Source organism: Aeribacillus sp. FSL K6-8210 (assembly GCF_037963925.1).
Lineage (GTDB): Bacteria > Bacillota > Bacilli > Bacillales > Aeribacillaceae > Aeribacillus > Aeribacillus composti.
On sequence record NZ_CP150172.1, the window covers coordinates 984467 to 1005141 of the forward strand.

The window sequence follows — 20675 nt, forward strand, 5'->3', positions numbered from 1 at the left end:
TGTGCGGGATGTTTTTTTTGATAAAAAATGGAATCTTCGAGGGATGAATCTTCTGCATTCTTCAGTCTTTTGCTTAAGCAAAAACTTTAGGCGAATTGATTTGTTTCGTACACGTGAGGATTCCGTAAGCACATTTTTAAAATGTTCAGATTTATCGTTTCATTTTTATTCGTCATTCGATCTTCGAGAAAGGAGAAAGCCAGTCTTTTACGCGGCGCCTCGCCGCAAACATCGAGGCCGATCACTTTTTTTTCATTTAATATTGTCCGCAAATAAAAAAGCAATGTTGCAGCACTCATTGTACCTTGGTCCCAGTTTGTCACCGCCTCCCCTTTTTTTAAAACATCTTTGTCGATGCTAATATAAACAAAATCATTTTGTATTTGTTGAATTTGTTGTAAAATATACGGATGATTTTCAGGTGTATACGGGATGACCTTGACTTTTTCTATTTCTTGTTTTTCTGTCCATTTTGGACCGATGATAATGGCTTTTGTTAAAAAAGGATTGTCTTTTAGCGCAAAAGATAACCATGAGCCGCAAGAAATTGGCATGTTCCTCCCGATTGCAGAATCGTCTAAGTCTGTATGATGGTCAAATAGAAGAAGGGTAAACGGAAGTTTTATTTCATTCAACAGGAGATATGTAACATAGTGATAATCGCCGCTGCCGATGAACGTAATTCCTTTTTGCTTGCGGCTCAACAGCTTTCTTTTTATTACTTTTAACGATTGTCCGTCACAAAACAGCCGGGTTCCTTCTAAATCAGTGAAATCAATGCATTCGTGAGAATACGATTGTAATTTTCTTTGATAATGGTATGTTTCATCAAAATGTAAAATCGTCACACCTTTTTTAACAATCCCCATTTTTTTCACTCCCCAAAGAGACAAAGAAATTTGTTTTCTCTGTTTCTTGTTAAGAGGAAAGCTGATTTACATGTAAAATGGTTCCGCTCGATGCATCGACAATAACTTCAAACTGTTCAGTTTTCCCTTTATAAAAACGGCTGATTCCTGCCTCATACACTTTATAAGATATATCATTTTTTTCATAATCTTGCGGGATGGTGTAAATCCAGGATCCGTTGATCGGGCCTTTTTGTTTAAAAGCTTTTTTCACCGATTCAAGTGCTTTTTCCGGCGAAAGAAACGGCTTTTTATATTCGTTTTTTAATACATATCCGACGGCAATCCCTGCTGCGAAGCCGATCAGGAAATTTTTCCATTTCACAATCTTCCCTCCTTAAACAATTTACTATTAGTATAACGCAGTTTTGTTACATTTGTGGAATATACATTCATCATTCGCTAAAATAAGTTTATACATATTTTGTGTACGTGATGGTCTAAATTAAGCTAAAGAAGGGGATATAAACATGAACAACGAAACGTTGGATTTATTTAAAACATTAACAGAGCTGCCGGGTGCATCAGGCAATGAACACGCTGTTCGCTCATTTATGCGCAAAGAGCTAGAAAAATATGCAGATGAGATCGTTCAAGACAAACTCGGCAGCATTTTTGGAGTGAAAAAAGGCAGTGAGGATGGACCAACTATAATGGTTGCAGGCCATATGGACGAGGTAGGCTTTATGGTCACATCTATTACAGAAAATGGAATGATCCGCTTTCAGCCGCTGGGAGGATGGTGGAGTCAGGTTTTGCTGGCGCAGCGCGTGCAAATTATAACTGAACGCGGTCCGGTGATCGGCGTGATCGCATCCATCCCTCCGCATTTGCTCAATGAGGAAGTTCGGAAAAAGCCGATGGAGATTAAAAATATGCTGATTGATATCGGCGCTGATAATCGCTCAGATGCGGAAGCCATAGGAATCAAGCCAGGACAGCAAATTGTTCCGGTCTGCCCGTTTACGCCGATGGCTAATTCGAAAAAAATTTTGGCAAAAGCTTGGGACAACAGGTATGGATGCGGGCTGGCCATTGAGCTGTTGAAAGAAGTGAAAGATGAAACATTGCCAAACGTTTTGTATTCTGGAGCGACTGTCCAGGAAGAAGTAGGGTTAAGGGGAGCGCAAACGGCCGCCAATTTGATTAAGCCGGACATCTTTTTTGCATTGGATGCGAGTCCTGCCAACGACATGAGCGGGGACAAAAACGAATTTGGTCAGCTTGGAAAAGGAGTTCTGCTGAGAATTTATGATCGGACAATGGTCACTCATCGGGGAATGCGGGAATTTATTCTTGACACAGCTGAAACAAACAATATTCCATATCAATATTTTACATCCCAAGGCGGAACAGATGCAGGCCGAGTACATATTTCTGGCAGCGGTGTGCCTTCAGCGGTAATCGGAATATGCGCCCGATATATTCATACTCATGCTTCGATGATCCATGTCGATGATTATTTAGCAGCAAAAGAATTGCTTGTGAAGCTCATAAAAGCTTGCGATCGATCCACTGTTGAAAAGATTAAGCAAAACGTTTAACATAAAACATTCCGGAGGGAAAAAATGAATGTCGCAATCGGATCGAAAAACCTGGCGAAAATCAATGCGGTGAAGGAGACCTTTTCTCTTTTGGAAGAGAAGAACATGGAATTCATCTCAGTTGATGTTCCATCCGGGGTTTCAACACAGCCATTTTCCGATGAGGAAACATTGCAGGGGGCATTAAATCGGGCAAAAAATGTCTTTGAAAAAGTTAAACCGGATCTTTCGGTTGGTCTTGAGGGGGGTGTGGATGTTACACCTCGCGGATTGTTTTTATGCAATTGGGGTGCATTAATTGATAAAGATGGAAATGAATATATTGCTGGAGGGGCGAGAATCCCGCTCCCGAATGAATTTCTTGAGCCGTTGAAAAAAGGCTTGGAGCTTGGAGATGTAATGGATGCATATGCGAAAAAAAGAAATGTGAGACATCGAGAAGGAGCAATCGGAATCTTTACAAACGGCTTTATCGACCGGAAAGAAATGTTTGCACATATCGTGAAGCTGTTAATAGGACAATATCAATTTTCCAAAAAAAAATTAACTTTGATCGGCTAAAGGCATGCGAGTTAGTAGCTTTTTTTGCTGAGATTTGTTACGATGCCAATGAAAAAAGATAAAAGGAGACTTGCAGAGATGGAAAACATTCAATCTGTTGATCATTTTTGGGAGCTTACGAAAGGAAAAAATGCTTTATTTGTATTTTCGGCTGATTGGTGTCCAGATTGCGGGTTTATTAAGCCGCATCTTCCTGAATTGGAAAAGGAGAATCCGCAGTTCGCATTTTATTATGTCGATCGGGATGAATATATCGATTTATGTGCAGAATTAAATGTTTTTGGCATCCCAAGCTTTATCGCATTTAACGAGGGAAAAGAGATCGGACGCTTCGTCAGCAAAGATCGGAAAACAAAAGAGGAAGTTCAGCAATTTTTAGATGGCTTAAATCTTTAATATAAAGAAAATAAAAAGGAGATGATCAGCCTTATGAATTCTGAACAAATGGTCGAATTGTTAAAAGAGAAGTTAAATGATTACTCATTTCACTTTTCATTTAATCGAAAAAAGGATACGTTAAGAATCGAAGATCCAGAATTGAAAAAAGGGCTGACACTCTCCTTGCCAGGTATTATTTCAAAATGGAACGAAAAAAAAGAAAAAGCGATTGATGAATTCGTTTATTACATAACCGAGTCTCTCTCAGCTATGAAAAATGAAGGTGCATTAAGCGGCAAGGAAAAACAGATTTATCCTGTCATTCGCTCAACTTCCTTTCCGGTTGAGTCGAATGGCGTTCCTCTTATTTTTGAGGATCATACTGCTGAGACCCGCATTTATTATGCCCTTGATCTCGGAAATTCGTATCGCCTAATTGATGAACAGATGATGAAGAAGGAGAATTGGACGCGCCAGCAATTGAAGGAAATGGCTGCCTTTAATTTGCGTTCATTGCCGACAAAAGTAAAAGAAGATAAGGTCGCAGGCAATGTTTTTTATTTTTTTAATTCAAATGACGGCTACGATGCCAGCAGGATTTTAAATGAGTCAATTTTAAAAGAATATGAATCAAAAGTTCAAGGGGATATGACTGTCAGCGTCCCTCATCAAGACGTGCTGATCATAGGCGACATTCGAAATGAAACGGGTTATGACGTGCTGGCACAGCTGACGATGAGCTTTTTTACAAATGGGAGGGTGCCGATTACGGCTTTATCCTTTATTTATGAAAACAAAAAGCTCGAACCGATCTTTATTTTGGCAAAAAACCGCAGAAAACTGACGAAAGGAGACGATGACAAGCAATGAATGTATTTTACAATAAAGAAGGAATCGGCGATGTACTCATCATCTCTTTAAAAGATATACCGTATGAACAGAAGCGGTTTGAAAGAAAAGGAGATGTTGTAAAAATATTTGATGCTGAAACTAATGAAACAGCAGGCTTCAACATTTTTCAGGCAACTTCTTATTTTTCGCTTGACGGAAACGGCCAATTAGATGTAACGGCAGAAATGGTGGAAAAGATCAATCAAACAATTGCGCAAAACGGTTTTTCAGATAAGCTGGAGGCGGATTTATCACCGAAATTTGTCGTTGGCCATGTATTGGAAAAAGAAAAGCATCCGAACGCTGACAAATTAAGTGTATGCAAAGTCGATGTGGGGGATGAAGTGCTTCAAATTGTTTGCGGGGCACCGAATGTTGCGGCTGGACAAAAAGTTGTTGTTGCAAAGGTAGGAGCGGTTATGCCAAGCGGAATGGTGATAAAAGAAGCTGAACTAAGAGGCATTTCCTCGAGCGGCATGATCTGTTCGGCAAAAGAATTAAACCTGCCCAATGCACCAAAGGAAAAAGGGATTCTTGTATTGGAAGATAGTCGAAAGCCAGGGGAGCCGTTTTTTAAGTAAAAATGCGATAAAATTTCAAAAAGCACGCGGAAAACATTTTGTTTGCTGCGTGTTTTTGTGCGCCCGGCATGTATATGAACTATAGGGTGTAAGTCCCGAACCCCGAAGACAGAAGTAGAGGTTAGCCAAGAGCAAGGGTGTCCGTGGTGACGCGGAATCTGAAGGAAGCTGGAGGCAAAACACCGGTCCGAGGAACACGAACCTCATATAAGGCTAGGTATGATTGAGTGAGTTTGCAAAACAAAACAAAGCTCTTTCTGTCGAAGGTCATATCGAGTAAATGAGGCGGATAGATGGTGTGAAAGTGCATGTACTTACCCGGGGAGGTCTGGTGGATATGTGAAGTACGCTTCATAACCTACTTAGTGATAAGTAGCTGAACCGTCAGAAGTCAGCAGAGGTCATAGTATTAGTTGGTCTAGAACAACTAAGAAGGACCGAACAATTAAGAGAGAATAGCCCTTGGCATTCAGTGAGTCATGATGAACACAGAAAACGTAGTACCTCACTTGAGGGAGGAAGCGGTGAATCCCGTGGGAGACCTCTTGGAGGGTGGAGTGACCACTGGCATAAAGAGAACAGCTATTCACGGAAGTTATGAAAACTTGCGTCAATTATCTTAATGGAACCGCCGTATACCGAACGGTACGTACGGTGGTGTGAGAGGACGGGAGTTAATCGCTCCCTCCTACTCGATTATATGATGATTTATTAATTTTTGACTCATTTTAAATCATGATTCAACCGTTCCACTGAATGAAATGAGCGGTGATCAGGAAAATAGCAGATAATCCAAACCAAATTAAAAATAATGGTGCATAAAAGCGAACCCATTTTTGCCATGAAACTCCAGCTAGTGCTAGTGCAGCCATAAAATATCCTGAAGTTGGAAATAATATGTTGCCTAGCCCGTCTCCAAATTGGTAGGCCAAAACAGCTGTTTGTCTCGTAACTCCGATTAAATCAGAAAGCGGAGCTAAAATCGGCATAGTAACTAATGCTTGTCCGCTGCCTGACGGAATTAAAAAGCTAAATAGCATTTGGACAATAAACATCCCAATGACACTAAATGTTCCTGGTATTTCGCCTACTATCGTTCCTAGTGTATGGACAATGGTGTCCATTATTTGTCCGTCTTCCATAACTACTGATACTGCTCTGGCAATACCAACAATGATTGCCCCAACTAAAACTTCACGAAAACCGTCATTAAATGCTTCGCAAATATCGTTTAATGTTAATCCAGCGATCAGACCTACAACCACACCCATTATAATGAACAGTCCAGCCATTTCTAACATAAACCAGCCTTGAGTTAAAACACCGTACACTAATAAGACAAAAAAGGATAACAATGCAAAAGAAGCAGCTTTTTGTTTTTTATTCATTTCATTCCTTTTGGATACAGATTGATTGAAGTACATATTCCTTTTAGCATGATCGTCTTTATATACTAAGCTTGCTTCGGGATTCTTTTTAACTTTTTTAGCATATTGCATAATGTAAATCATTCCTGCTAAAACAAAGACAACGAAAGCCGCTATGCGAAATTCTATACCTGAGTATATTGGAAGTCCTGCAATTTTTTGACCTAAACCAGTATTAATCGGGTTAAGAAAGCCTGTCATAAAACCAGCAGTAGTTGCAACTAAAGCAACCGCCGCCGCCACCATTGAATCAAATCCTAAAGCAATAAATAGGGGGAGAATTACAGGTATATAAACTAAACTAAGTTCTTGCGTTCCAATTAAACTGCATATAATTGCGAATACAGTCATTAAAACTGGAATTAACACAATACAATTGGAAGCAAATGTTTTTGCTAGTTTCTCTACTCCTATTTCTATAAGTCCTGTTTTTCGAATAACGGCAAATGTACCGCCGATGATCAAAGTGAAAAAAACGACATCACTTGCTGCAACTAATCCTTTTGGGACTGCCATCATAAATTCAACAGGACTTACAGGTGCTGCTTCAACAAAATCAAATGAGTTTGGATCAATCGTTGTTCTTCCTTCAGGTCCTGGAATACGTTCATAAACGCCAGCAGGTACAAAATAAGTAGCGGCTGTAGCAAGAATTATTAAAACAAACAATATGACATAAATATGAGGCATTCTTAATTTCTTTTTCTCCAATTGTGGTTTTTGATTAATAAAAGCTGCATTTTTTACACCTTTTTCAGCTTCCATTTTTTATCCCTCCTCCTCTGTTTGTGACAATTCATGTTCGTTTTTATAACATAATAATTTGTGGTAGCTATTCTGTCATTGGTTATTTTCACTGAAAATGAACTATTTTTTTGTAAAATCTATTAAATTTTACAATTATTTTAATTTGAAAAGCGAAATCATGTTATAAAAAATAACATAAAATTATTTAAGTTTTCAAAAAGTGCTGATTGATATAGAGGTATGGATCGGATGTACGAGCGAAAAAGGGAAGTTAATAAAAACTTATTGAATGTGATAAGAAAACGAAAACAACGAATTTTCAAAAAAGTCTTCCAATCTGTATTAATCTGTTATATATTAAAAATGTAATTTAAAAACTGTTTTATAACAAGGTAGGTGAGGAAACGTGAAGGCTAGTGCAGCATCTAGGCTGGAAGTGAAGGGAACTCTTCTGCCTTCTTACAGGGAGATTTTAACGAACGAAGCCCTTCAGTTCGTCGAAAAGCTTGAACAAACATTTGGTTCAAGAAGAATCGAGCTGCTTGAACTGAGGAAAGAACGGGAAAGGCGAATTAATGAAGGGGAGAAGCCGTCGTTTTTAAAGGAGACGGAACATATTCGAAAAGGGGACTGGACGATACCGCCTGTTCCAAAAGATTTGCAGGATCGCAGAGTTGAAATTACTGGACCTGTCGACCGGAAAATGATTATCAATGCCTTAAATTCAGGCGCAAAAGTTTTTATGGCGGACTTTGAAGATGCCACATCACCGACTTGGGAAAATATTGTGGAAGGACAAATTCACTTAAGGGATGCGGTCAACAAAACGATTGAATATGTGAATGAAAACGGAAAGGTATATAAGCTGAATGAAGAAACGGCAACGCTGATCGTGCGGCCGAGAGGACTCCATCTAGAAGAAAAACATGTCCTATTGGACGGAAAACGGATTTCAGGCAGTCTGTTTGATTTTGGCCTTTATTTCTTCCACAATGCAAAAGAACTGATCAAAAGAGGAAGCGGACCTTACTTTTATTTGCCGAAGCTGGAAAGCCACTTAGAAGCCAGATGGTGGAACGATGTTTTCTGTTTCGCGCAAGATGAATTGGGGGTAAAGCGGGGGACGATTAAAGCGACCGTTCTGATTGAAACGATATTGGCCGCGTTTGAAATGGACGAAATATTATACGAGCTGAAAGAGCATTCAGCTGGATTGAATTGCGGCAGATGGGATTATATTTTCAGCTATCTGAAAAAATTCCGAAACGATCAAAACGTCATTTTACCTGATCGGGCGCAAGTAACGATGACGGTTCCGTTTATGAGGGCGTATTCTCTGCTCGCGATTAAAACGTGCCATCGCCGGAACGTTCATGCCATTGGAGGAATGGCTGCGCAAATTCCGGTTAAAGATGATCCGGTGAAAAATGAAGAGGCGTTCCAAAAAGTGCGCGCTGATAAAGAGCGGGAAGCGAAAGATGGACACGATGGCACATGGGTGGCACATCCTGCGCTTGTACCGGTTGCCAAAGAAATTTTTGACCAATATATGAAACAACCTAACCAGATTGATAAACAGCTAGATGTTGAGATTTCAGCAGAACAGCTTCTTGAAGTCCCGGAAGGAACAATTACAGAGCAAGGATTAAGAACGAACATTGATGTCGGCATTCGTTATCTTGCATCATGGCTTTCTGGAAGAGGAGCTGCACCTATCCACAATTTGATGGAGGATGCTGCAACGGCAGAAATTTCAAGGGCACAGGTATGGCAATGGATTCGTCATCCAAAGGGGGTGTTGGAGGACGGACGGAAGGTTACAATAGAGCTTTATGAAAAAATTAAGCAGGAAGAGCTGGAAAAAATAAAACAAGAGTTTGGTGAAGAAGCCTATCAAAAAGGGCGTTTTGATGAAGCGGCGAAATTGTTTGATGAGCTTGTGAGAAATGATGAATTCGTAGATTTTCTGACGCTTCCAGGCTATGAAAGATTAAATTAAAAAATATTTCAAAAAAGGGGAGAGAAAAGATGACATTACAAGAAAAAGCGAGACAATTGCAAGAAAGCTGGGAGAAAGATGAACGCTGGAAAGGGATTACACGCCCTTATTCGGCTGAAGATGTGTTGAAGCTTAGAGGTTCCATTGAAATCGAATATACTCTTGCCAGAAGAGGAGCAGAAAAATTTTGGAATTTAATGAAAACTGAGGAATACGTAAATGCCCTCGGAGCTTTGACAGGAAATCAAGCTGTCCAACAAGTAAAAGCCGGATTAAAAGCAATTTACTTAAGCGGCTGGCAAGTGGCAGCAGATGCTAATCTTGCGGGGCAAATGTATCCGGATCAAAGCTTGTATCCTGCTAACAGTGTGCCGCATGTCGTAAAGCGGATTAATCAAGCTTTGCAGCGGGCAGATCAGATCCATCATATGGAAGGGGATCATTCAATTGATTGGTTCGTTCCAATTGTTGCGGATGCTGAAGCTGGATTTGGCGGTCAGTTGAACGTTTTTGAATTGATGAAGGCGATGATTGAAGCAGGAGCAGCTGCTGTTCACTTCGAGGATCAATTGTCTTCTGAGAAAAAATGCGGCCATTTAGGCGGAAAAGTTTTGCTCCCGACACAAACAGCTATTCGCAATTTGATTGCTGCAAGACTGGCTGCTGATGTGATGAATGTTCCGACTGTTATCATTGCTCGTACTGATGCCAATGCGGCTGATTTGATCACAAGCGACATCGATGACAGGGATAAAGAGTTTATTACTGGGGAACGGACACAGGAAGGATTTTTCCGCACTCGCGCTGGTCTTGATCAAGCAATTGCTAGAGGTTTGGCATATGCGCCATACGCAGACATGATTTGGTGTGAAACATCTGAACCTAATTTGGAAGAAGCACGGAAGTTTGCTGAGGCTATTCATAAAGAATTCCCAGGCAAGTTATTGGCATATAACTGCTCACCTTCCTTTAATTGGAAGAAAAAGCTTGATGACGATACTATCGCACGTTTCCAAAAGGAAATTGCTTCTTACGGCTACAAGTTCCAATTCGTTACTTTAGCTGGATTCCATGCATTGAATTACAGCATGTTTGAACTTGCACGCAAGTATAAAGATCATGGAATGGCTGCCTACTCTGAACTTCAGCAAGCCGAATTTAGAAGCGAACAGTATGGTTATACAGCAACACGGCATCAGAGGGAGGTTGGAACTGGTTATTTTGATGAGGTTGCCCAAGTGATTACTGGAGGTACTTCTTCTACAACCGCTTTAAAAGGGTCTACGGAAGCTGAACAATTTACCACAGCTTAATTGACTGGCCATAATCATTACCTTCACATAGATTGAGCCAATCCTCTGGGATTGGCTTTTTTTATCATTTAACGCACCCATTTCGCATATTCTTTGGATAGCTCCATAAATTTTTCTCTATCTTTTCGGTCCAGAGCATCATTAATTTTGTCTTCCAGCATTTTTTTTCGATGATTGAACCATGCTTCGTCCAGAATCATTTGGATGTATACATCCATCATGAAGTTTTCTGGATTTTCCTTCACAGAACGGGTCTTCATCAGTTCGGAATAAGATTTCCGGTTTTCCATAACCCATCACCTCTGATGCCTTTTTTATATTATATGGATTTCGGAAGGAAAAATCAACTTATAATTTGTAATTTTTAGAAAAATTATATTAACAATAACATCTTACCTTGATCTAATGCTTTGTATTTAAAAAATTTTAAAAAAATATAGAAATTTTGGAATTTTTATGATAGATTTGAATCAGTGAAAAAGAACTATTATATAGAAAAAATTAGGAGGTAAGAATTCTAGTGAGTACGAAGCAGTTTGAGGCAGAAAAATGTATTGTAAATGGGGAAACAATGGCAATTTTGCCTTTTAGAAAAGAACATCACTTGTACGCTAAAATTTTGGAAACTAGCGGAGAGCGCATAGTACCTATTCGACCTGTTTATGTTATTGATCAAAGCTGCCGTTATTATGGTTCAAGCTTTAAAGGAAGAGTTGAAGGATCAAAAGGGCTGCTTGGCATAACAAAAAAGCTTCCGATTGTCATTGATCCTGCCAATTCCCTTTATTTTTTTCCTACTCATTCACCCGCAAGGCATCAGTGCGCCTGGTTTTCCCATTCCCACATTTCCCGCTTTATGAAAACAGATTCGAATTGTACGGAAGTCATATTCCGTAACGGTCAGAAAATAGTTGCTGACATATCTCCATCTTCTTTTTCCCATCAATTTTATAAAACGGCACATCTTCGAACGATTATCTCTTCAAGAATTGAGCAGGAGCAGCGCCGCATGAACACAATCCTTTTTCCGAAGGAGCAGCATGCATATATTTATGAACAGCTCGTTCGCGAATTCAGAAAAGAAGATGGATAAGCTTTATCTTCCGGCACGCAAGCTGTCAATTTGCGTGCTTTTTTCCGTGTTAGAAAATGGGGGAGATTTCATTTTTTCTGTTATAAGGGGACAGGCATTCAACGGGCGAAACAAATAGTCCTGTTCCCTCATCTTCTGTAGCGAACGGTTTGGCCGTTGTCTTTCTTTTAAGATAAAAAGTCTAAGAGGTTGGAATGCCAGATTTTTTTTCAGTTTTAAACAAATAATGTTCAATCAGTTCATTTACTTTATTTCGGATTCTTGGATTGAAGTAGCTGTGGTGTTCTTCGTAGCCGTTATAGTAGAAAGTGTACGTTGTGAATGCTTCATCCTGTTTGGCTTTTAAAACTTTCACCTTTTGTCTGCGCAATTCTTTGCGAACCTCTGCCAAATCTTTTTGTACAAGCTTTAACGCCTCTTCAATTAGATGCAAATAAGGATCTTTCAGCTTGAATGGACTTTTTTTTACGACATTCATGTCTTTGTTCAGCACCGTAGCAGTCATCGGTAAGTAGATCGACTGTTCAATCAAATGGCGAATGTCGGTTGGTATTTTCGACATAGGGAATACCTCGCTTCAAAAGGAACGTATGTTCTGTTTTTTATTATAAAACAGGAAAATAAATCATTTCAATTAATTTTTTTCGGCAAAATTTTTCAACTTATGCTCAAAAGGTGTAAAATAAAAGGAGATGTTGAAGTAAGGAGTTAAGATATGGATGTCATTGCATTTTTCGATTCCATTACATTAGAAGATGTTGAACGAATCTTTAAAGAATACCGAGCGCTCGGACCTCTCCCAGGGATTCTGCTTCCGATGCTTGAGGCTTTTTTTCCGTTCTTGCCTCTTATTCTGTTTGTAATTGCGAACGCTAATTCATTCGGACTTTGGTTCGGCTTTTTGTACTCGTGGATCGGTTCATCGGCAGGCGCATTGCTCGTGTTTTTTTTAGTGCGAAAGTTTGGCCGGAAGCGTTTTTTAAATTTTTTAAGCAGACATGAAAAAGTAAGACGAATGATGAACTGGGTCGAACGGCACGGCTTTGCTCCTTTATTTTTAATGCTCTGTTTCCCTTTTACGCCTTCTGCGCTTGTAAATGTAGTAGCCGGCCTTTCCAAAATCAATGTGTGGCAGTTTGCGCTCGCTGTTTTATCAGGGAAGCTCGTGATGATTTTTATGCTTAGCTTATCAGGGTATGATTTACGGGAGCTGATTGAAGAGCCCGCCCGGTTGATCATTGTGTTTGTTGTGATGGCGCTCATGTGGTTTATCGGAAAAAGGATTGAGCAGCGTTTAAATGTTTCGTTAATTAAACGAAAAGATAAAAAGTAGGTGAAGAGCCGTGAGGAAAAAACGAGTTATTGCGGGAATCGTCACTTCAGCTCTTTTATCAACCGTTTTAATTAAAAATATTGCGTTTGCCGCGTACACTGTTGATGGCGTATCGATGCAGCCCACCTTAAAAGAAGGCCATCATTTTTATATAAATAAATTGACGAATCGGTTTAATAAAATTGAACGGTTTGACATTGTCGTGTTTCAGATGCCCGGCGAAAAGCAAGTTTTGGTTAAAAGGGTCATCGGCCTTCCAGGAGAAAAAATTGAATATCGAAACGACAAATTATATGTGAATGGGAAATATGTACCGGAACCATTTTTAAAGAAAAATAAAGAAAAAGTATATGGAAATCCGATCACAGGGAATTTTACATTAAAAGAAATAACTGGAAAAGAAACGGTGCCGGAAAAATGTATTTTTGTCATTGGCGACAATCGGTTAAACAGCAGGGACAGCCGGCATTTTGGCTTTGTTCGTGAAAAAAATGTGATCGGAGAGGTAAAACCGTAAACGATGATTCCTATAAGTTGGAAATTCGGATTGTCCGAATCAATGGATTTTCAAAACCATTTACAGTAAAATAAATGTATTCATAAACACGAAATCAGAATGGGACAAGAAAATTGTCCCATTTTCCGTTTGGATGCCTTCTGAAGGGGGGAGATTTCATGGGTATTAAGTTTTTGGTCGGTTCATCCGGCACAGGAAAAACGACGGCAATCTTAAACGAAATTAGGGGAAAATTAAAAGAAGATCCGTATAATGGAAAACCTATTTTGTTTCTTGTTCCAGATCAAATGACTTTTCAAATGGAATATGAACTGATGAAAACTCCGGAATTAGAAGGAATCATTAGAGCACAAGTATTGAGCTTCAACCGTTTGGCGTGGAGGGTGCTGCAGGAGGAAGGAGGCATCAGCCGTACCTTTATTTCCCAAACAGGCATGAACATGTTTCTTCGAAAAATCATCGAAGAAAAAAAGCACGAATTTAAAGTGTTTTCCAAAGCCAGTGAAAAAAAAGGCTTTATTGAGCATATCGAACAGATGATTACAGAAATGAAAAGATATATCATCAGTCCAGATATGCTGGATGATCAAGTAAAAAAATTAGCGGAAAGCCATGATCATAGAGAGCGGATTCTTTCCGATAAATTGAAAGATTTGGCGGGCATCTATCGTTCCGTGGAAAAATTATTTGCTGATAAATACATAGATTCAGAGGATTATTTGCAGCTTCTTTCAGAGAAGATTTATGAATCAAGCTACATGGACGGAGCGGAAATTTATATCGACGGCTTTCACAATTTTACGCCTCAAGAATTGCAAGTAATCGAATCGATGATGAAAACAGCTTCTTCTATAACAATTGCTCTCACATTGGATAAACCGCCTGAAGAGGCCGTTGCCGACGAGCTTCATTTATTTTACATGACGGCTGAAACCTTTTCTTTGCTGAAAAAAATGGCTGAACGAAATAATATTTCCATTGATGAAGTAGCATATATGACTGACCGGAAACGTTTTATTGAAGAGCCGTCACTTGTTCATCTAGAAAAAATGTACTCTTCCCATACTCCCGAACCTTTTCACGGAGACAGCGCGATTGTATTTATGCAAGCGGTGAATAGACGCGCCGAAATTGAAGGGATTGCTAGAGAAATTATCCGCCTCGTTCGGGATGAGGGAGTGCGATTTCGGGAGATTGCACTGCTTATTAGAAACATGTCCGATTACAGAGATTTGCTGGAGCAATTGTTTCAAGATTACGAGATTCCTTTTTTTATAGATGAAAAAAGCTCAATGACATATCATCCGCTGATCGAATTTATCCGCTCGAGCTTGGAAGTCATAACCGGAAACTGGCGGTATGAAGCTGTTTTCAGAACGATTAAAACAGAATTTCTTTACCCGCTAGATGCCGATAAAGCCGAAATGAGAAAAGAAATGGATCAATTAGAAAATTATGTGCTTGCCTATGGTATTCAAGGGAAAAAATGGACGGATCAAGCCGGCTGGACGTACAGGAAGTACCATTCATTCTATGACAACGACAAAAAGACAGATGAAGAAGAGGAAATAGAAAAACGGATCAATCAATTACGGAAGCTGATTGTGGAGCCTCTGCAAGCATTGGAAAATAAGATGAAACGCGCCAAAACCGGCAGGGATATGGCCGAAGCGCTATATATGTATTTAGAACAAACAAAAGTGCCTGATAAGCTGGAGCTTCTTCGTCTAGATGCGGAAAATGGAGGGAACTTGATTGAAGCAAGGGAGCATGATCAAGTTTGGAATGCTGTGATAGAGCTATTGGATGAATTTGTAGAAATTATGGGCGATCAGGAAATTTCCATTCATTTGTTTAGGGAAATGGTCGAAACCGGAATGGAATCGATGAAATTTTCTCTCGTTCCGCCGGCCATTGACCAAGTGATTGTCGCAACACTTGACCGGTCACGTTTATATGGCATTAAGACGGCATTTATTGCAGGAGCAAATGACGGAGTGCTTCCGGCAAAACCGGTGGAAGACGGGGTTTTAACAGATGATGAAAGAGAGCTTCTATATCATAATGGGGTGAAGCTAGCGCCGACAGCTCGAAGAAAATTGCTGGATGAAAATTTTTTGATTTATTTAGCGCTCACGTCTGCTAAGCAAAAGCTGTATTTATCGTATTCTTTGGCGGATGAAGAAGGAAAAGCGCTCATGCCGTCTATTATTGTCAAACGGTTAAAAGAAATATTTCCAGATGCTAAGGAAATGATCTCTCTTAATGAACCGGAAAGTGAGGAGGCGGAAGAACAGCTTTCTTTTATTGTCAGTCCGAATGTTTCTTTGTCTGTTTTAACTTCAAAATTGCAAAATTGGAAAAAGCAGTATCCTCTCCATGAGCTGTGGTGGGATGTTTACAATTACTTTGTATATGATCAAGAATGGAGCAGCAAAGCGAAAAAGGCGATTGCCAGCCTGTTTTATTCAAATACAGAAAGACCTTTATCCGAAGAGGTAAGCAGAAAATTATATGGACGGAAAATACAAGGAAGCGTTTCAAGGATGGAGCGGTTTCGGGCATGTCCTTTTGCCCACTTTGCTTCTCACGGCTTAAAGTTAAAAGAACGGGAGTATTACAGATTGGAAGCGCCGGATATCGGCCAATTGTTCCATGCGGCATTAAAGCTGATGGCAGACCGGCTTCAAAGCATGAAAGTAGAATGGCGCGAATTAACAAAGGAGAACTGCGAAAGACTTGCTCATGATGCAGTCGAACAGCTGGCGCCGAAGCTGCAAAAAGAAATTTTAATGAGCACAAACCGCCACTATTATATTAAACGCAAGCTTCAAAATATTGTTGCCCGCGCATCAAAGGTTTTAAGCGAACATGCAAAAGCAAGCGGTTTTGTCCCAATTGGTTTAGAAATATCATTTGATGAAAAAAGCAAGCTCCCCCCGTTCCGATTTAAGCTTGAAAACGGATGTACGTTGGAGGTCGTCGGAAGGATAGACCGAGTGGATAAAGCGGAAAGTTCGAAAGGTCTTTTGCTTCGCATCGTCGATTTTAAATCGAGCGACAAAACATTAAATTTGGCAGAAGTGTATTACGGCATTGCGCTGCAGATGCTCACTTACTTGGATGTTGTCATTTCCAATTCTCAATCTTGGCTTGGCGTAGAAGCGACTCCAGCAGGGGTGCTGTATTTCCATATTCATGATCCGTTCATACAGTCCCCAGATTTATTAACGGATGATGAAATAGAAGAAGAAATTTTGAAGAAATTTAAAATGAAAGGCTTGCTGCTTGGAGACGAAGAAACGGTGCGGTTAATGGATCAAAAATTGGAAAGCGGCTATTCCAAAATCGTTCAAGCCGGCATAAAGAAAACCGGGGAATTTTATGCAAATTCTCAAATCGCCAGCGAGGAAGAATTTCATGCATTACGCTCGTATATCCGGCGCGAATTTAAGCGGATCGGTACGGAAATAACAGACGGAAATATTTCCATTGCGCCATATAAAATGAAAGAGAAAACGCCTTGCACCTTTTGTTCCTTTAAATCGGTCTGTCAATTTGATGAATCGATTGAAACGAACCGTTTTCGCATATTGAAAAGCTTAAAAGGGGAAGAAGTGCTGCAAAAGGTAAGGGAGAAGGTGGATTCAGATGAAGAATGAGCTGAAAAAGTTAGAAAAAGGCCAATGGACCGATGAACAATGGAAAGCGATTGTTGCCGACGGACAAGATATATTAGTGGCGGCTGCTGCCGGATCAGGGAAAACGGCCGTTCTAGTTGAGCGGATTATTCGCAAGCTGACCGACAATCAGCATCCTGTAGATGTGGACCGGCTGTTAATCGTAACGTTTACAAACGCTGCGGCTGCAGAAATGCGCAGCAGAATTGGCGAAGCGCTGGCAAAGGCTTTGCGAAAACAGCCTTCTTCCCTCCATCTGCGCCGCCAATTAACCCTTTTAAACAAAGCGCAAATATCAACATTGCATTCTTTTTGCCTGCAAGTCGTTCGCAAATTTTATTACAAAATTGATATTGATCCCGGTTTTCGAATAGCGGACGAAACAGAAATGGAACTGTTAATGGAAGATTGCATGGATGAATTGTTAGAAGAAGAATACGGAATGGAGCATAATGAACTATTTTTCGAATTAGTTGACAAATATACAGGCGATCGCTCAGATGATGAAATCAAAAAAATTATTAGATCCATTTATGAATTTGCTAGATCTAATCCATTCCCGGAAAAATGGCTTGATGAAATGGTGCAAATGTATGACATAGAACAAGCTGAATCATACGAGGACTTGCCGTTTTTTCAATATTTACGGAAGGATATAGCGATACAGCTTTCCGGAATAAAGGATTTGTTAGCGAGAGCTCTCGACATTACGAAATTGCCGGGCGGCCCTTCTCCAAGGGCTGAAAATTTACTCGATGACATGAAGCAGGTGGAAAACATTATAAACGCTTCATCGTGGCAGGAGCTTGCCGAGCAAATGAGAGCTTTTCAACCGACACGCGCCAAGGCATGCAGGGGAGAAGAATATCGAAAAGAGCTCATTGATGAAGTGACGGAAATGAGAAAGAAAGCGACAAAGGAAATAGAGAAATTAAAAAATGAGCTTTTCTCTAGGGATATTCAAAACCAGCTGCTTGATTTGAAAAAAATGAAGCGCACAATGATTTGTTTAGCCGACTTGGTGAAAAAATTTGCTGTCCGGCTGGAAGCAATGAAAAAAGAAAAAGGAATTGTCGATTTTTCGGATCTTGAGCATTATTGTTTACAAATATTAACAGAAAAAGATGAGAAGGGAAATGTTGTTCCGAGTGATGCTGCTTTGTTTTTCAAACGACAATTTCAAGAAGTATTAGTGGATGAATACCAAGATACCAACTTGGTGCAGGAAGCGATTTTAAAGCTGGTGTCAAAAGATCATGAAGCGGAAGGAAATCTATTTATGGTCGGCGATGTAAAACAATCCATTTATCGTTTCCGGCTGGCTGAACCGTTATTGTTTTTGGCGAAATATAAACGGTTTACCTCCAGCGGAACGAATTCCGGCTTGCGCATCGATTTAGCTAAAAATTTCCGCAGCCGAAAAGAAGTTTTGGACGCCACAAATTTTCTTTTCAAACAATTGATGGGAGAGACTGTAGGCGAAGTTGTTTATGATGAGGCAGCAGAATTGAAGCTTGGCGCACGTTATCCAGAGAACAGTAGAATGAATACAGAGCTCCTCCTAATAGACCGCCGGAAGGAGGAATTAGCAGAAAAAGAAGAAATAATGATTGAATTTGATGAAGAAGAATTGGAAACGGTGCAGCTTGAAGCCCGCCTTATGGCGAAAAAAATAAAAGAGCTTATTCAGGAAGGCTTTCCTGTTTACGACCGAAAACTTGATCGTACGAGACCTGTCACATACAGAGATATTGTGATCCTGCTTCGTTCGATGCCTTGGGCGCCGCAAATCATGGAAGAGTTTAAGCAGCAAGGTATTCCGGTGTATGCGAATTTATCAACAGGATATTTTGAAGCAACAGAAGTGGCCATTATGCTTTCGCTTTTAAAAATTATCGACAATCCTTATCAAGATATTCCGCTCGCTTCTGTGCTGCGTTCGCCGATTGTCGGCTTAAGCGGAAATGAACTTGCCATCATCCGTCTTTATAAGAAAAACGGTCCGTATTTCGATGCACTTGAATCATTTTTGCAGCAAGAAAAAGCCCATCATAGCGAGCTTTATCAAAAAGTAAGCGAATTTGTCAGCCGGCTCAATCAATGGCGGAACTTGGCGAGAAAAAGCTCCGTTTCGAATTTAATTTGGCAATTGTACCGTGATACCCGCTTTTTTGATTTTGCAGGCGGAATGCCCGGCGGAAAGCAGCGGCAGGCCAATTTAAGGGCATTATATGACAGAGCAAGGCAATATGAGGAAACGTCCTTTCGGGGATTGTTCCGATTCCTGCGGTTTATTGAAAGAATGCAGGAACGGGGCGATGATTTAGGAGCAGCAAGATCTTTAGGAGAACAGGAAGATGTTGTCCGAATTATGACGATTCATTCAAGCAAGGGGCTTGAATTTCCGATTGTTTTCTGTGCAGGTTTATCTAAACGATTTAATATGAAAGATTTGACCAAAAAATATTTGCTCGATAAAGAATTAGGGTTTGCCTCGCTGTTTATCGATGAAAAAAAGCGGATTGTGTATCCTACTCTTCCTTATGTAGCTGTAAAAAAGAAATTGAGGATGGAAATGCTTTCGGAAGAGCTTAGGGTATTGTATGTGGCTTTGACAAGAGCAAAGGAAAAGCTGTTTTTAATCGGCACAGTGAAAGACGGAGAAAAAAAGTTTAAAGAATGGGAGCAATCATTCACTCACCGCGAATGGCTGCTTCCAGATTACGATCGTTTAAAGGCAGTATGTTATTTAGATTGGATCGGTCCTGCTGTCATCCGTCATAAAGATGCGGCAATTTTACGAGAAGAAGAAAGAGAAGCAGCGGATGAAATCTTCTCTTATCCGGTGAAATTGCAAATTGATGTGATTCCTGAAGAAAAATTAAAAGAGCAAAATGAGCAGGCAGCGGTTATGATGGATGAAAAAATGGACGCTTTGAGAAATTTCGTTCCTGTTCAGTCAACAAGTAGTTTCGCCAACCAAGTGCAAAATCAGTTGTCCTGGAGCTATCCTTTTTCAGATGCAGCCTCTCTCCGGTCGAAGCAATCGGTGACGGAAATCAAAAGAAGACTTCAATTTTCGGATGAATACAGCGACATTTCCATAAAGAAGAAAATACAAGGGAATTCCTCGTACAAGCGTCCGAAATTTATGCAGGCAAAATCTCTTACAGCAGCAGAAAAAGGAACGGCCATGCACACAGTGATGCAGCATTTGCCATTGGGTGAAGACTTGACGGAACAAACGATTCGACAAACCGTGCATTCTCTCGTGAAAAAAGAAATATTAACGGAGGAGCAGGTGGAAGCGGTCAATGTAGAAGGAATTGTGCAATTTTTTGAATCACCGCTAGGTAGACGCCTAAAAGGCGCAAAAAAAATTTTTCGCGAGATCCCTTTCAATTTGGCAGTGCCGGCGAACGAAATTTACGAAAAAGGAAGTTCTCTCAATACTGAAACGGTCATCGTTCAAGGTGTGATCGACTGCCTTTTTGAAGATGACGATGGGCTCGTTCTGTTAGATTACAAAACGGATGCGGTAAAGGATCGTTTTCCATCCATTGAAAAGGCAAAGCCGGTGCTTGCTTCTCGATATGAATTTCAAATTGACTTGTATGCAAAGGCGGTAGAGTCAATCTTAAAAAGACGAGTCGATGATCGGTATTTATTCTTTTTTGATGCAGGGCTCATCATAAAATTATAG

General features: G+C 40.2%; 17 protein-coding genes. 12 read left to right on the plus strand and 5 right to left on the minus strand.

Annotated elements, in window-relative coordinates:
• Window positions 1-86: 86 nt before the first annotated feature.
• Window positions 87-869 (minus strand): arginase family protein, encoded by a 783-nt coding sequence (locus NSQ41_RS04955; protein ID WP_339211130.1) that lies wholly within the window; start codon window positions 867-869, stop codon window positions 87-89.
• Window positions 870-918: 49 nt separating this feature from the next.
• Complete coding sequence (locus tag NSQ41_RS04960; protein ID WP_063386612.1) at window positions 919-1233, minus strand: PepSY domain-containing protein; 315 nt, start codon at window positions 1231-1233, stop codon at window positions 919-921.
• Between the two features lie 145 nt (window positions 1234-1378).
• Here NSQ41_RS04960 and NSQ41_RS04965 point away from each other — a divergent pair, with 145 nt between their 5' ends.
• From NSQ41_RS04965 to ytpR, 5 genes are all read left to right on the plus strand, one after another.
• Window positions 1379-2452 carry a M42 family metallopeptidase gene (locus NSQ41_RS04965; RefSeq protein WP_063386613.1) on the plus strand — a complete coding sequence of 358 codons (1074 nt, stop codon included), beginning with the start codon at window positions 1379-1381 and terminating at the stop codon, window positions 2450-2452.
• A gap of 24 nt (window positions 2453-2476) precedes the next feature.
• The gene (locus tag NSQ41_RS04970) at window positions 2477-3013 is read left to right on the plus strand and encodes a DUF84 family protein (protein WP_094245300.1); all 537 of its coding nucleotides are present in this window, start codon (window positions 2477-2479) and stop codon (window positions 3011-3013) included.
• 78 nt (window positions 3014-3091) lie between these two features.
• The gene (locus tag NSQ41_RS04975) at window positions 3092-3409 is read left to right on the plus strand and encodes a thioredoxin family protein (RefSeq protein WP_063386615.1); all 318 of its coding nucleotides are present in this window, start codon (window positions 3092-3094) and stop codon (window positions 3407-3409) included.
• Between the two features lie 33 nt (window positions 3410-3442).
• Window positions 3443-4261: a DUF1444 domain-containing protein gene (locus NSQ41_RS04980; protein WP_063386616.1), complete on the plus strand. Its 819-nt coding sequence runs from the start codon at window positions 3443-3445 to the stop codon at window positions 4259-4261.
• Window positions 4258-4863, plus strand: coding sequence for a YtpR family tRNA-binding protein (ytpR, locus tag NSQ41_RS04985; RefSeq protein ID WP_063386617.1), 606 nt, complete (start codon window positions 4258-4260; stop codon window positions 4861-4863). The genes NSQ41_RS04980 and ytpR overlap by 4 nt, the downstream gene beginning before the upstream one ends.
• Window positions 4864-5603: 740 nt before the next feature.
• Here ytpR and NSQ41_RS04990 read toward each other — a convergent pair.
• Complete coding sequence (locus tag NSQ41_RS04990; protein WP_339211132.1) at window positions 5604-7055, minus strand: YfcC family protein; 1452 nt, start codon at window positions 7053-7055, stop codon at window positions 5604-5606.
• A gap of 388 nt (window positions 7056-7443) precedes the next feature.
• Here NSQ41_RS04990 and aceB point away from each other — a divergent pair, with 388 nt between their 5' ends.
• Window positions 7444-9036, plus strand: coding sequence for a malate synthase A (gene aceB / locus NSQ41_RS04995; RefSeq protein ID WP_063386618.1), 1593 nt, complete (start codon window positions 7444-7446; stop codon window positions 9034-9036).
• A gap of 29 nt (window positions 9037-9065) precedes the next feature.
• Window positions 9066-10349: an isocitrate lyase gene (gene aceA / locus NSQ41_RS05000; protein WP_339194632.1), complete on the plus strand. Its 1284-nt coding sequence runs from the start codon at window positions 9066-9068 to the stop codon at window positions 10347-10349.
• Window positions 10350-10417: 68 nt separating this feature from the next.
• On the opposite strand, the gene NSQ41_RS05005 is transcribed toward aceA, so the two are convergent.
• Entirely contained in the window at window positions 10418-10639 is a 222-nt protein-coding gene (locus NSQ41_RS05005) for an IDEAL domain-containing protein (RefSeq protein ID WP_063386620.1), read from the minus strand.
• A gap of 230 nt (window positions 10640-10869) precedes the next feature.
• Here NSQ41_RS05005 and NSQ41_RS05010 point away from each other — a divergent pair, with 230 nt between their 5' ends.
• Window positions 10870-11442, plus strand: coding sequence for a competence protein ComK (locus NSQ41_RS05010; protein WP_082829581.1), 573 nt, complete (start codon window positions 10870-10872; stop codon window positions 11440-11442).
• 181 nt (window positions 11443-11623) lie between these two features.
• On the opposite strand, the gene NSQ41_RS05015 is transcribed toward NSQ41_RS05010, so the two are convergent.
• Window positions 11624-12004 (minus strand): hypothetical protein, encoded by a 381-nt coding sequence (locus NSQ41_RS05015; protein ID WP_063386621.1) that lies wholly within the window; start codon window positions 12002-12004, stop codon window positions 11624-11626.
• Window positions 12005-12157: 153 nt separating this feature from the next.
• On the opposite strand from NSQ41_RS05015, the gene NSQ41_RS05020 reads away from it, so the two are divergent.
• From NSQ41_RS05020 to addA, 4 genes are all read left to right on the plus strand, one after another.
• Complete coding sequence (locus tag NSQ41_RS05020) at window positions 12158-12775, plus strand: TVP38/TMEM64 family protein (RefSeq protein ID WP_327848359.1); 618 nt, start codon at window positions 12158-12160, stop codon at window positions 12773-12775.
• A 10-nt stretch (window positions 12776-12785) separates the two neighbouring features.
• Window positions 12786-13292 carry a signal peptidase I gene (lepB, locus tag NSQ41_RS05025; RefSeq protein ID WP_066250627.1) on the plus strand — a complete coding sequence of 169 codons (507 nt, stop codon included), beginning with the start codon at window positions 12786-12788 and terminating at the stop codon, window positions 13290-13292.
• A 158-nt stretch (window positions 13293-13450) separates the two neighbouring features.
• Entirely contained in the window at window positions 13451-16954 is a 3504-nt protein-coding gene (gene addB, locus NSQ41_RS05030; RefSeq protein WP_339211133.1) for a helicase-exonuclease AddAB subunit AddB, read from the plus strand.
• Window positions 16944-20675 (plus strand): helicase-exonuclease AddAB subunit AddA, encoded by a 3732-nt coding sequence (addA, locus tag NSQ41_RS05035; protein ID WP_339194641.1) that lies wholly within the window; start codon window positions 16944-16946, stop codon window positions 20673-20675. The genes addB and addA overlap by 11 nt, the downstream gene beginning before the upstream one ends.

Excerpts from the sequence above, each read along its gene's own strand:
- aceA (WP_339194632.1), top strand. The coding sequence starts at position 9,066 with ATGACATTACAAGAAAAAGCGAGACAATTGCAAGAAAGCTGGGAGAAA.
- NSQ41_RS04990 (WP_339211132.1), bottom strand. The coding sequence starts at position 7,055 with ATGGAAGCTGAAAAAGGTGTAAAAAATGCAGCTTTTATTAATCAAAAA.
- NSQ41_RS05005 (WP_063386620.1), bottom strand. The coding sequence starts at position 10,639 with ATGGAAAACCGGAAATCTTATTCCGAACTGATGAAGACCCGTTCTGTG.
- addB (WP_339211133.1), top strand. The coding sequence starts at position 13,451 with ATGGGTATTAAGTTTTTGGTCGGTTCATCCGGCACAGGAAAAACGACG.
- ytpR (WP_063386617.1), top strand. The coding sequence starts at position 4,258 with ATGAATGTATTTTACAATAAAGAAGGAATCGGCGATGTACTCATCATC.
- NSQ41_RS04980 (WP_063386616.1), top strand. The coding sequence starts at position 3,443 with ATGAATTCTGAACAAATGGTCGAATTGTTAAAAGAGAAGTTAAATGAT.
- NSQ41_RS05020 (WP_327848359.1), top strand. The coding sequence starts at position 12,158 with ATGGATGTCATTGCATTTTTCGATTCCATTACATTAGAAGATGTTGAA.
- NSQ41_RS04965 (WP_063386613.1), top strand. The coding sequence starts at position 1,379 with ATGAACAACGAAACGTTGGATTTATTTAAAACATTAACAGAGCTGCCG.
- NSQ41_RS04975 (WP_063386615.1), top strand. The coding sequence starts at position 3,092 with ATGGAAAACATTCAATCTGTTGATCATTTTTGGGAGCTTACGAAAGGA.
- addA (WP_339194641.1), top strand. The coding sequence starts at position 16,944 with ATGAAGAATGAGCTGAAAAAGTTAGAAAAAGGCCAATGGACCGATGAA.
- NSQ41_RS05015 (WP_063386621.1), bottom strand. The coding sequence starts at position 12,004 with ATGTCGAAAATACCAACCGACATTCGCCATTTGATTGAACAGTCGATC.
- NSQ41_RS04970 (WP_094245300.1), top strand. The coding sequence starts at position 2,477 with ATGAATGTCGCAATCGGATCGAAAAACCTGGCGAAAATCAATGCGGTG.
- NSQ41_RS04955 (WP_339211130.1), bottom strand. The coding sequence starts at position 869 with ATGGGGATTGTTAAAAAAGGTGTGACGATTTTACATTTTGATGAAACA.